Consider the following 11855-nt stretch of genomic DNA (forward strand, 5'->3'; position numbering starts at 1 on the left):
TCCGGCAGTGGCTTCGAGGCTTGAGCGCGTCGCGGGCGCGGCGCCGGGCGGCTCACGTGTTTCACGTGAAACGACTTGCGTGCTGCTGGCTCTGGGCGCGACCCGGACGGCGCGCGACCGACGCGGCCGGACGGTCGGTGGTCCCCTGCGCGCGGGTACCAGTGCGCGCGCTTCGGGTCCGGTTCGGCTGAGGCCGCCCGGGTGCACAGGGCCGGGTGGGGTTCCGGTGCGCGCGTGGCTTCGTTCGGCTGAGGCCGCCCGGGTGCACAGGGCCGGGTTGGGTACCAGTGCGCGCGTGGGCTTCGTTCGGCTGGGCCGCGCGGGTGCGAAGGCCGGACTGGGGACAAGTGCGACTCCACGCCGCGCTCGGATAGAACGTGCCGGGGCCCGCCTGGGTAAGGCCGGGTATGGGCGCGCGCGCTCCTCGGGAGCGACGAGCGCGCGTGCTGCGGGGTGGGGAAGTCGACCGGCGACGAGAACGCCGAGGTTCCGCCGGCCTGAATAGGGATGCGGCGCTGTTGGACCGGACCTTCTCCGGACGCTCGAACTCCGGCCGCAGGCGAGCACTGGTGCCGAAGTGCTCCTCGGCGAGGGGTGGAGGTGCGGCAGGTGAAGAGCGTCCGCGTGTCGTCCACTACCTAGCGCCCGGCCCGTCTTCGCGGACCGTTGGCGCCACGTGGTCGACGATCCAGGCAGTGGCGTCGATGGGGAAGCGCGTGGTTCCGGCGGATTGGTTGTGAGGCGCACATCCGTCGGGGGAGCGGAGTGCCGTGGGACACGGCGTCGGGCCGCCCGTGGATGGCGACGCACTTCGAGGGCTCCTCTGACTGGCTCGTGAGAGCTCCGCTCGCCGGCTCGGCTGGTGGACGGCCCGCGCCCGCCGTCGGCGCGGGGAGCCAGGCTGGGCGGGTCGCTGCTCGGCCACGACGACGCGCGGTCTCGTACCGGACGGCTGTTTCACGTGAAACGCGAGCCGGCGCCACGAGCGCATGCTCGCTAGCTGCTCGACGGGCACGCCTATCAGCGCCAGCGCGCCTCGCCTGGTGAAGGGCACGCGCGCGGTGTACGTCGGCTCGTTGGTGCGTACACGCCTACAACTGTGGGGAGCATGTGCGCCCGGCCCCAGCCCCCTCGCCGGTGTCGCCCGACGGCGGTCCACGAAGAGCGACGCCCCCGCCGCCCGACGGCAGTTCACGTCAGACGGCGCCGGTGCTCGCCCGACGGCGTTTCACGCGAAGCGGCGCCGGTGCCGCTCGACGACGTCTCACGCGTAGCGGCTCCCGTGCCGCTCGACGGCGTTTCACGCGAAGCGGTGCTGGTGCCGCTCGACGGCGTTTCACGTGAAACGGGCGCGCCGCCCTCTCGTCAGGCTCGTGGGGGAGTGGCAGCCCTCTGAGAGCGCCTCCTGCAGTGCCGGGACGCGCCGCAGCCGTCGCGCGGGGCCGCGCGTGGGTGTCGGACGGCGTGCGACGAGGCCGAGTCCGACCCGGCCCTGACGAAGCGGCCCGAGATCGCGTCGAGCTCGCCTTCCCCGAACGTGCGGACCCCGGACGAGTGGTCGTCGCGTCGTGCAGGCGCCTGAGGCTCGCGCTGTCGCCTGAGGCCACGGCGACGCGTTCGAGCGCTCGCCGCAGGCGTGCAGAAGCGCGCCGACCTTCGGTTCCACGTGAAACAAGGTGAGGTGGCTGGCCAAGGCCCGCGCGCTGTGACCCGTCGGCGCGGCGCGTGCGACACGAGCCACCCGGACGGGTGGCCCCACGCCTGCTCCCGGGCCGTCGCGGCGCGAGCGCGGTACCTGCGGGCGCTCCATCGTCGACCGGTGTCGCGGGCGGCGCTGGCTGGGTGTAGGTCGGTCCACCGAGGGGCCAGACCTCTCACACATGTCGTGGCCAGCCGGTACGGTGAACCAGCCCCGGTGGACGCGTTGCGCGGTGCTGTGTCGTGCGCACGGCTGGGGGGACTGGCCGGTGCATCGAGAGGGGTTGACGTGGCGGAGCGGCACGACGAGGAGCGCGTGGAGCGCGACCCGTTGTCCGAGGATCCACGCCTGCCGGAGTACTTCGGCCCGGCCTGGCCGACCGTCGAGGCGTTCCATCGTCTCTTGACCGAGCAGGGTGTGCTGCGCGGGCTGATCGGGCCGCGCGAGGTCTCGCGCCTCTGGGAGCGGCACCTGCTGAACTCGGCGGCTGTCGTGCCGTACCTCCCGGAGAACGGAACGGTCGTCGACCTCGGTAGCGGGGCGGGCCTGCCCGGCGTGGTGGTCGCGGCGATGCTTCCCCGGGCTCACGTCATCCTGCTCGAGCCGATGGAGCGGCGGACCGACTGGCTCACCGAGGTGGTGGAGCGGCTCGAGCTCGCGCACGTCACGGTCCGGCGCGGCCGCGCGCAGGAGGCGCTGGAACTCCAGGCCGACGTGGTGACGACACGCGCGGTCGCATCGCTCGAGAAGCTCTATGCGTGGGCGGTGCCGTTGATCCGGCCCGGAGGTCGATTGGTCGCTCTCAAGGGCGGCCGTGCCGAGGAGGAGATCGCGGCCGGCCGACGTGCCGCGCAGCGAGCGAAGCTGATCGCGGTCGACCTGCACGAGGTGGCCACTCTCGACGGGGTGGAGAGCACGCGGGTCGTCGTGGCGCAAACCAGGGGAGCGGCATGATCTTCGGCAGGCGGAAGCAGCGGGAGAGCGCGGATGCGCCCGCCACGCGCGAGTCCGTCGCCCCGGCCGCGGCGCAGCTCGACGGCATGAGCCGGCGCGGAGGCGGCGACAGCGCGCGGGGATCGGCCGACGCGACCCAGGCTGACGCTGCGGCCGGCCCGCGCGGCGCCGCGGCTGTCGAAGGATCTCTCGCACCAGATGGGACGCGTGCCGAGCATGTGGGCTCCGCTCGTGCGTCGGTTCCCGCAGCGCAGGACGGAGCCGGCACGGCAAGGCCGGACGCATCACGTGAGCCGGGGGAGGGGAGGGGTCACGCCGAGGCGGCCAGCCGCCCCGCGGGGGCCACCTCCAGTGCTGCTGCCTCGCGCGGCCCCGAGGTCGAGGTCGAGACCGCCTCGTCGACGCCGGAGCGTGCCGCGACGTGGGCGGCGACCTGGGGGGTGGAGCGGCAGCCGCGCGAGAGCGCCCCTGGCGTCGATGTTCCACGTGAAACGTCGCCGTCGGAGATGGCCGGTTCCGCCGGGCTCCCTCTCGCGGACCCGGCAGTTCTGCGTGGGACGTCGTCGGGTGCCCCAGTGGCCGTTCCACGTGAAACGTCCCCAGCGGATGCGGGCCTGGCCGTTCCACGTGAAACGTCGGCAACGGACGCGCACCTGGCCGCACCAGGTCAAACGTCATCGGCGGATGCGGGCCCGGCCGTTCCACGCGAATCGTCGCCGGCGGATGCGGGCCTGGCCGTTCCACCAGCATCGTCGCCGGCGGGCGCGACGAACGCGGTCGCGCTCGTCGAGCCTGCCCTGGAAGTGGCTACCTCGGGTGCCCGCCCGGCAAGCGAGGCAGTTCTCGAGCGTCATCATGAGGGGATGCAGCCCGGAACGCTGCCGCCCGCAGGCGACGGCGCGAGTGTGGGTGCCGGTCCACGCGGAACTGAGACGGGCACGGGCGCCGGGTCGCAGGGAGGCGTGCCGCAGCAGGCCGGCCAGGTGGGCGAGACGCAGGCGAGCGAGGGTACGCGCGATGTTCCACGTGAAACAGCGTCGACCGTGGCCTGGGCACCCGTCGATCCGGAGGACAATGGTCCGGGCGCACCAAGCGTCCGCATCACCGATGACGAACGCGACGGAGAGATGGTCGACGAACACGATCCGGAGGAGCGCCGCCGCGCCGCCCTCGTGGAGAGCCTGCCGACGGCGACCGACGACACGCCCCTGATGGCCGAGCTCCAGCTCGACGCGCGTCGGCGCATCGAGCTGCGCGGACGTCGGTTCCCGGCGCCGCCGGAGACGCGCGTGATCACCGTCGCGAACCAGAAGGGCGGCGTCGGCAAGACGACCACGACGGTCAACCTGGCGGCGGCCCTGGCCCAGGCCGGGCTCAACGTCCTGGTGCTGGACAACGACCCGCAGGGCAACGCGTCCACCGCACTGGGAGTCGAGCACCGCGCGGGCACCCCGTCCATCTACGAGGTGCTGATCGAGGGCTCACCGATGGCCGAGGCCGTCCAGCAGAGCGCCGACATCCCGACGCTGTGGTGCCTGCCCGCCACGATCGACCTCTCCGGCGCCGAGATCGAGCTCGTCTCGATGGTGGCGCGCGAGACCCGGCTGCGCACCTCGCTCGACACCTACCTCCAGTGGCGTCTCGACAACGGCATGGAACGCATCGACTACGTCTTCGTCGACTGCCCGCCGAGCCTGGGTCTGCTGACCGTGAACGCCTTCGTGGTGGCACGCGAGGTGCTGATCCCGATCCAGTGCGAGTACTACGCGCTGGAGGGTCTGAGCCAGCTGCTCAAGACCATCCAGCTCATCCAGGCGCACCTGAACCGCGATCTGCACGTCTCGACCATCCTGCTGACGATGTACGACGCGCGGACCAACCTCGCGCAGCAGGTGGCGTCGGAGGTCCGCGAGCACTTCCCTGACCGCACGCTCCGGACGACCGTGCCACGCTCCGTGCGCATCTCCGAGGCGCCGAGCTACGGCCAGACCGTCATGACGTACGACGCGAGCTCCTCGGGGGCGCTCGCCTACCTCGAGGCGGCGCGCGAGCTCGCCGAGCGCGGCGCCGCCGCCCTGACCAGCACGGACGCGCCCGCGGGCGCACAGGAGGAACGATGAGCGAGAAGCGTCGCGGGCTGGGCAGGGGACTGGGTGCCCTGATCCCCACCGGGCTGGACGGACAGCGGCCCAGCGGGGACCGCCCCGTCGACGTCTTCTTCCCGGACCGGCAGCAGGAGGCGCGGGACGACGCCGAGCGGCCGACGGCGGCAGCGGAAGGCGTGCTCGACACCAAGAGCTCGACGCCACCCGAGGCCGACGGGGCGACGACCGGCGCGGAGCCGGCTGCCGCGAACGTGAGCAGCGCAGCCGAGGGCGGCGTCGACGGCGGGATCGACGCAGACACCGTCGACGCGAGCCAGCCGGGTGCGACCCCGACCCGCGTCGACGACGTCGACGGCCTGGTGCCCGTACCGGGGGCCCGGTTCGCCGAGCTGCCCGTCGGCTCGATCCGACCCAACCCGCGGCAGCCCCGAACGGTCTTCGACGAGGACGCGCTCGGCGAGCTGGTCGGGTCGATCCAGGAGATCGGCGTGCTGCAGCCGGTCGTGGTGCGGCAGGTCGACGACGGCTACGAGCTCATCATGGGCGAGCGACGGTGGCGCGCGACGCAGGAGGCGGGCCTCGACACGATCCCCGCGATCATCCGCGAGACCGAGGACAGCGACCTGCTCCGGGACGCGCTGCTGGAGAACCTCCACCGGTCCCAGCTCAACCCGCTCGAGGAGGCGGCCGCGTACCAGCAGCTGCTGGACGACTTCGGGTGCACGCACGAGGAGCTCGCCTCCCGGATCCACCGCTCCCGTCCGCAGATCTCCAACACGCTGCGCCTGCTCCGGCTCCCCCCGCTGGTCCAGCGCAGGGTGGCCGCGGGTGTCCTGTCGGCCGGGCACGCACGCGCGCTGCTCGGGCTCGCGGACGGTGCGGCGATCGAGCGGCTGGCGCAGCGGATCGTCGCCGAGGGCCTGTCCGTCCGCGCGGTCGAGGAGATCGTCTCGCTCGGTGGCGACGACACGCAGCCCGCGAAGCGCACGGCGCCGCGCGCGGGTCAGCGCAACGAGGCGCTCGACGAGCTCGCGACCCGGCTGTCCGACCGGTTGGACACCCGCGTCAAGGTGGTGCTGGGCAAGCAGCGTGGCCGGCTGACGGTCGAGTTCGCGTCGGTCCAGGACCTCAACCGCATCCTGGAGACGCTCGCGCCGGAAGACCCGGGTCTGCTGCGCGGCTGACGGCGCGGTGGGCTCCAGCGGCGGCGCGCGGTGACGAGGAACGCCGTCCGGCGCCGAAAAATCGGGTCAGATCACCCGCGGACGGGCTCGAGACCCGTCGGACGCGCGGCGAGAGAAGCGCGCACCAGGGATCGATACAAGTCACCCAGGTTGTACCCGGCGGCCTCTGCGGACTGTGGGAAGAGCGAGGTCTCGGTCATGCCGGGGGCGACATTGACCTCGAGGAAGTGCACGACCCCGGCGTCGTCGACGATCAGGTCCGCGCGCGACAGCCGGGCGAGGCCGAGGGCACGGTGCGCGGCGACGGCGACGCGGCCGACCTCGTCGAGCACGGCCGGATCGAGCCGAGCCGGGGTGAAGTACTCGACGCGGCCCGGGTTGTACCGGGCGTCGTAGTCGTATGGTCCTTCGGCGACGATCTCGACCGGAGGGAGGGCGACCGGACCCTCGCCGAGGTCGACGACCGACGCGGCGACCTCGACGCCGGCGACCGCTCGCTCGACCAGCGCGGTGTCGCTGTAGGAGAAGCACTCGACCATCGCCCGCGGCAGCTCCTCGGGCGTGGTCACGAGCGAGACTCCGAGTGCCGAGCCGCCCTTGGACGGCTTCACCACGACGGGCAGACCGAGCCGCTCGGCGATCGTGTCGAGGACCCGACCGGCGCCCAGCTCGCGGAAGAGCGACTGCGGGAGCGTCACGAACTCCGGCGTGACCAGCCCGGCGCGGGCGGCGACGGTCTTGCCGATCGGCTTGCTCCACGCCACGCGGCTCGACCGCGGCCCGGTGCCGAGCAGCCGGAGTCCCAGGAGCTGGACGACGTCCCGGACCGACCCGTCCTCTCCGCTCGCGCCGTGCAGGAGGGGCCACACCAGGTCGGGGCGCAGCGCCTCGAGGGCCGGGACCAGGTCGGCGTCGACGTCGTGCACCGTGACGTCCACGCCCGCCGAGCGGAGCGCCTCGGCGACGCGGCGCCCGGAGCGGAGCGAGACCTCGCGCTCGTGCGACAGGCCGCCGGCCAGCACGACGACACGAGGGTCGGTCACGGCGCTGCCGTCGATGATCAGGTCAGGGTCGAGGGGCACGGCGGTTGGGCTCCAGGTCCGAGGGCGGGGTCAGAACGCGTCGGGCGCGGGCGTCTGCACGTCTCCGCGGGCACGGCCGCCACCGGTACCGAACAGCTCCACCAGCTCGCGCTCACCGGCGACGACGCCGGCCAGCCGGCGCACGCCCTCGCGGATCCGCTCGGGCGTCGGGTAGCAGTAGGACAGGCGCATGTGGTCCGCGCCCGCACCGTCGTAGTAGAAGGCGGTCCCGGGCACGTAGGCGACGCGCGCGGTGACGGCGCGCGGCAGCATGTCCTTCGCGTCGAGGCCCGCGGGCAGCCGGACCCAGGTGTAGAAGCCGCCGTCGGGCACGTTCCACGTCGCGTCGGGCAGGTGCTCGGTCAGGGCGGAGATCATCGCGTCCCGTCGCTCGCGGTAGAGCTCGCGGTAGGACTTGATCTGCCCGCGCCAGTCGCACGTCGCCAGGTACGTCGAGATCGAGATCTGCGCCGCGTTGGACGGGCACAGGATCGCGGACTCCGAGGCGAGGACCAGCTTCTCCCGCACGGCGTGCGGTGCGACGGCCCAGCCGACGCGGTACCCGGGCGCGAACGTCTTGGAGAACGAGCCGAGGTAGACCACGCCGTCGTCGTCGAGCGACCGCAGCGCCGGCCACGGCTCGCGGTCGAACCCGAGCAGGCCGTACGGGTTGTCCTCGAGCACCAGGACCCCGTAGCGGCGCGCGATCTCCAGGATGCGCGGGCGTCGCTCCGGCGTCATCGAGACGCCCGCCGGGTTGTGGAAGTTGGGCACGGTGTAGAGGAGCTTGACCCGGCGACCGGCCGCGGCGAGCGCGCCGAGGGTCTCCTCGAGCGCCTCGGGCACGAGGCCGTGCTCGTCGAGCGGCACGTGCACGACGTCCGCCTGGTAGGCACGGAAGACGCCGAGCGCCCCCACGTAGGAGGGCGCCTCCGCGACGACGACGTCGCCGGGGTCGACGAAGACGCGCGTGACCAGGTCCAACGCCTGCTGTGAACCGGTGGTGACCACGACGTCGTCGGGGTGGGCCTCGATGCCCTCGAGCGCCATGACGTCGAGGATCTGCTCGCGCAGCGCCTGGTCGCCCTGGCCGGAGCCGTACTGCAGCGCCTGCAGCCCGCGCTCCGCGACGACGCGCGCGGCGACGTCGGAGAGCACGTCGAGCGGCAGGCCGTCGAGGAACGGCATGCCGCCCGCGAGCGAGACCACCTCAGGCCGGTTCGCCACGGCGAACAGCGCGCGGATCTCCGACGACCGCATCCCGTGCGTGCGCTCGGCGTAGGAGCCGAGCCAGGGGTCGAGCCGCGTGCCTGCGGCGGAGGACGTGGGGGTGCCCGACGTCGTTCCGCGGGGCATCGGCTGCTGGGTCATCCTGGCAGTGTCGCACGGGCACCCGGAGGCGCTGCACAGCCAGTCGGGAGCAAGTGGCCCCCGGCGTGACGCGTCAGCCGACGAGCACGCCCTCGATCTCCTGCGCGTACGCGGCCTTCGGCCGAGCCCCGATCACGGACTTCACCAGCTCGCCGCCGGAGAAGATGTTGAGCGTCGGGATCGAGACCACGCCGTAGTCCGCGACGACGCCCGGGTTCTCGTCGGAGTTGACCTTGACGATCTTGATGCGGCCCTCGTACTGCGTCGCGAGCTCGGCGAGCACCGGGGCGACCATGCGGCACGGCCCGCACCAGGGCGCCCAGAAGTCGACGACGACCGGGATCTCCGACTGCAGGACCTCGGCGGCGAACGTCTCGTCGGTCACGTCCTTCACAGCGCCTCCTCGGCGAGCACGGGAACCTTGGTGGGGACCATCGGGTCGACGACGTCGCCGAGCGACGCCAGGAAGTGCTGGGCGTCGAGCGCCGCAGCGCACCCGGAGCCGGCCGCGGTGATCGCCTGCCGGTAGGTGTGGTCGACGACGTCACCGCACGCGAAGACGCCGTCCAGGTTGGTCTTGGTGGTGCGCCCCTGGACCTGGATGTAGCCGCTCTCGTCGAGCTCGACCTGCCCCAGCACCAGCTCGGTGCGCGGCACGTGGCCGATCGCCACGAAGAGCGCGCCCGCGTCCTGGCGCCGGGTCTCGCCCGTGACGGTGTCCCGCAGCGTCACGCCGGTGACCTTGGCGTCGCCGTCGATGCCGACGACCTCGCTGTTCCAGGCGAACGAGATCTTCGGGTCGGACGCCGCGCGGTCGGCCATGATCTTCGAGGCGCGGAGCTGGTCGCGGCGGTGGACCATCGTGACGCTGCGGCCGAAGCGGGTCAGGAAGGTCGCCTCCTCCACCGCGGAGTCGCCGCCGCCGACGACCAGGATGTCCTGGTCCTTGAAGAAGAAGCCGTCGCAGGTCGCGCACCAGGAGACGCCGCGGCCGGACAGGCGCTTCTCGTCGTCCAGGCCGAGCTCGCGGTACGCGGAGCCGGTGGCGAGGATGACCGCCTTGGCGCGGTACGTCGTGCCGTCGGAGACCGTGACCTCCTTGACGTCACCGGTCAGCGAGAGCGCCGTCGCGTCGTCCCACAGGACCTCGGCGCCGAACTTCTCCGCCTGCTGCTGGAGGTTCTCCATGAGCTCGGGGCCCTGGATGCCCTCCGGCCAGCCGGGGAAGTTCTCGACCTCCGTGGTGTTCATCAGCGCACCGCCGGCGGTCACCGAGCCGGCGACGACGAGCGGCGCCAGGCCGGCGCGCGCGGCGTAGATCGCCGCCGTGTACCCGGCGGGTCCGGACCCGACGATGACGAGCTCGCGCAGGCTCTCGGTGGGGGCGGTGTCGGTCACGGGACGGGTCCTCGCAGGTCGGGGTCACAGGTGTCTAGCAGCTGCTGAGCACGTGATGAGCAGCCCAGCGGTGCCGGGCTTCGCAGTCAACCGATCGTAGGCCGGATCTGTTCCGTCCCGGTGCGCGCGTCCGCGCGTCAGCCGAGCTCGATCTCGTTCAGCTCGAGCCGGAACGAGCCGTCGGCCGCGGTCGGCAGCTCGGTGATCCAGAGGGTCAGCGTCGTGGTCTCGGTCGGCGGGTCGAGCTCGAACGTCACGTCCTTCTCGAACGAGCCGGAGGCGAGCAGCGTCCCGCCGCCCGGGTCGCTCTCGTCGCTCGCGCGGACCTCGACCTTGCCGCCGGAGCTGCCGGTCTTGAGGGTCACGCTGCTGACGAGCGCGGGCTCCTCGAGCGTCATGACGAACCCGACCGCGTCCTTGAACCCCGAGAAGTTCGGCTGCTGGTAGGTCAGCGTGTACCAGTACGTCGAGGTGTCGCCGTCGAACGCGCGGTCCACGGCCTCCTCGTGCTCGCCGTCGTCGTCGGACGGGTCGACCGACACCGCGGACGCGATCACCGGGGGAGCGGTCGACACGGGCGGCGACTCCGGCGCCGAGGGCTCGTCGGACGGCTCCTCCGACTCCGCCGGCGTGGCCGACGCGGACGCGGCGGTCGCCACGGGGCGCGGCTCCGGCGCACCGGTGTCGAGCGACGAGAACAGCGCCTTGAACGCGAGCACCACCCCGATGACCACGCCGATCCCCACGACGGCGAGGACCAGGACGGTGGGGTCGAAGCTCCGGCGCTGCGGTCCCTGGCCGTCCGACCCGCCGATGACGCTGTCGAAGTCCTCCTGGGTGCCGACCGGCCCGAAGAGCCCGGCGGCGCCCGTCGCCTCCGTGGGGTGCGCCTCGGCGGCGGGCGGCTGCACGGGCGTGGCCGACGAGCCCGCCGGGGCGTACGAGCGGGGGCCGCCGGCCGCCGTGGCGCCGACGGGCGGGGCCGTCGCCGACGCACCGAACGCCGAGGCGCGCATGGGCGCGGCCGGGGGCGGGGTGCCGGGGCGGTTGACGCCGGGGGAGTCGTCGTCCCCGAAGACGCTCCGGACGGACTGCCGCGGGACCTGGATCGGGCCCGTGTCCTGCATGTCGTCCTCAGCCGTCGCCTCGCGGCCCACGCCGATGACGGTCGCGCCGCCGGCTGCGGCGGCGACCGCGCCACCGACGCCCGCGGGACCGTCGGGTGCCGTGCTCGCGACCTCGTCGCGCGCGCCCGCGCGGATCTCGCCCCACGGCTCGAGCTCGCGGACCAGGTCACCGGGCGTGTGCGGCCCGTCGTCGTGCGGACCGAGCGTCACCGTGCAGAGCGTGTCGAGGTCGTTGGGGACGCCGGGCACCAGGTCGCCCGGGGGGACGGGCGTGCCGTCGACGACGGGGGCCGCGGGCAGCCCGGCCTCCACGGGCGACCCCGGGGCGGCGGGCCACCGGCCGGTGAGCGCGGCGTAGAGCACGCGGACCAGGTCGACGGCGTCCTGCCTGCTCGTCGTACGCGCGTCCCCGGCAGCGACCCCGAACATCGCCGCGTCGACGCCCATGCCGGTGACCAGGACGCGACCGGGGTCGACGACGTGCAGCGCGGTGGGCCGCAGCGCGAGGTGGTGCACCCCGCGCCGGCGCGCGGCCTCGAGCGCGGCGGCAGCCTCGCCGACGACCGCGCGGGCCTGGTCGGCCGTCAGCGGGGTGACGCGCGCGAGGTCCGCCAGCGACGGTCCGTCGACGTCCTCCGTCACGACGAAGCCGAGGCCGTCGTGCGTGCCGACGTCGAGCACCCGGGCGAGCCGCGGGTCGGCGACCAGCGCCGTGCGCCGTGCGCCGTCGAGCGCGAAGGGGACCCGCTCGCCGGCCAGGACCACGGCGCGCACCGGTCGGTCGAGGATCTGGTCGGTGGCCCGCCAGATCGCGGCCCCCGGCACCTCGGACGTGCTCGGCTCGAGCACGCGGTAGCGCGCTGAGAGCACGGTTCCGCGCCCGACGACCTCGCTCACGTCCACCCCCGGATCCCCGGTGTCGTTGGCCCGCCGGC

At 73.5% G+C, this 11855-nt stretch carries 8 protein-coding genes; 3 read left to right on the top strand and 5 right to left on the bottom strand.

What is annotated here, in order from left to right; translation table 11 throughout:
- The first annotated feature begins 1987 nt into the window (after nucleotides 1-1987).
- The 3 genes from rsmG (at nucleotide 1988) to KIN34_RS04260 (ending at nucleotide 5942) form a co-directional block, all read left to right on the top strand.
- Entirely contained in the window at nucleotides 1988-2653 is a 666-nt protein-coding gene (gene rsmG, locus KIN34_RS04250) for a 16S rRNA (guanine(527)-N(7))-methyltransferase RsmG (protein ID WP_214347143.1), read from the top strand.
- A 1127-nt stretch (nucleotides 2654-3780) separates the two neighbouring features.
- Nucleotides 3781-4773, top strand: coding sequence for a ParA family protein (locus KIN34_RS04255; RefSeq protein ID WP_214347146.1), 993 nt, complete (start codon nucleotides 3781-3783; stop codon nucleotides 4771-4773).
- A complete protein-coding gene (locus tag KIN34_RS04260) occupies nucleotides 4770-5942 on the top strand; it encodes a ParB/RepB/Spo0J family partition protein (protein ID WP_214347149.1) in 1173 nt (390 codons plus the stop codon). The genes KIN34_RS04255 and KIN34_RS04260 overlap by 4 nt, the downstream gene beginning before the upstream one ends.
- Nucleotides 5943-6013: 71 nt before the next feature.
- Here the strand turns inward: KIN34_RS04260 and KIN34_RS04265 are convergent, their stop codons facing one another.
- The 5 genes from KIN34_RS04265 to KIN34_RS04285 all read right to left on the bottom strand — a co-directional run bounded on the left by KIN34_RS04265 (nucleotide 6014) and on the right by KIN34_RS04285 (nucleotide 11823).
- On the bottom strand, nucleotides 6014-6985 hold the full coding sequence (locus KIN34_RS04265) for a D-alanine--D-alanine ligase family protein (protein ID WP_307858084.1): 972 nt from the start codon (nucleotides 6983-6985) through the stop codon (nucleotides 6014-6016).
- 69 nt (nucleotides 6986-7054) lie between these two features.
- Nucleotides 7055-8395 (bottom strand): aminotransferase-like domain-containing protein, encoded by a 1341-nt coding sequence (locus KIN34_RS04270; protein ID WP_214347151.1) that lies wholly within the window; start codon nucleotides 8393-8395, stop codon nucleotides 7055-7057.
- Nucleotides 8396-8468: 73 nt separating this feature from the next.
- Nucleotides 8469-8789 (bottom strand): thioredoxin, encoded by a 321-nt coding sequence (gene trxA / locus KIN34_RS04275; RefSeq protein ID WP_214347153.1) that lies wholly within the window; start codon nucleotides 8787-8789, stop codon nucleotides 8469-8471.
- On the bottom strand, nucleotides 8786-9793 hold the full coding sequence (trxB, locus tag KIN34_RS04280) for a thioredoxin-disulfide reductase (RefSeq protein ID WP_214347155.1): 1008 nt from the start codon (nucleotides 9791-9793) through the stop codon (nucleotides 8786-8788). The genes trxA and trxB overlap by 4 nt, the downstream gene beginning before the upstream one ends.
- A gap of 137 nt (nucleotides 9794-9930) precedes the next feature.
- A complete protein-coding gene (locus KIN34_RS04285) occupies nucleotides 9931-11823 on the bottom strand; it encodes a protein kinase family protein (RefSeq protein ID WP_214347157.1) in 1893 nt (630 codons plus the stop codon).
- Nucleotides 11824-11855: the final 32 nt, after the last annotated feature.

The sequence above is a fragment of the Cellulomonas fulva genome, assembly GCF_018531375.1.
GTDB classification, from domain to species: Bacteria; Actinomycetota; Actinomycetes; order Actinomycetales; family Cellulomonadaceae; genus Cellulomonas; species Cellulomonas fulva.

Excerpts from the sequence above, each read along its gene's own strand:
- KIN34_RS04270 (WP_214347151.1), bottom strand. The coding sequence starts at position 8,395 with ATGACCCAGCAGCCGATGCCCCGCGGAACGACGTCGGGCACCCCCACG.
- KIN34_RS04255 (WP_214347146.1), top strand. The coding sequence starts at position 3,781 with ATGGTCGACGAACACGATCCGGAGGAGCGCCGCCGCGCCGCCCTCGTG.
- KIN34_RS04260 (WP_214347149.1), top strand. The coding sequence starts at position 4,770 with ATGAGCGAGAAGCGTCGCGGGCTGGGCAGGGGACTGGGTGCCCTGATC.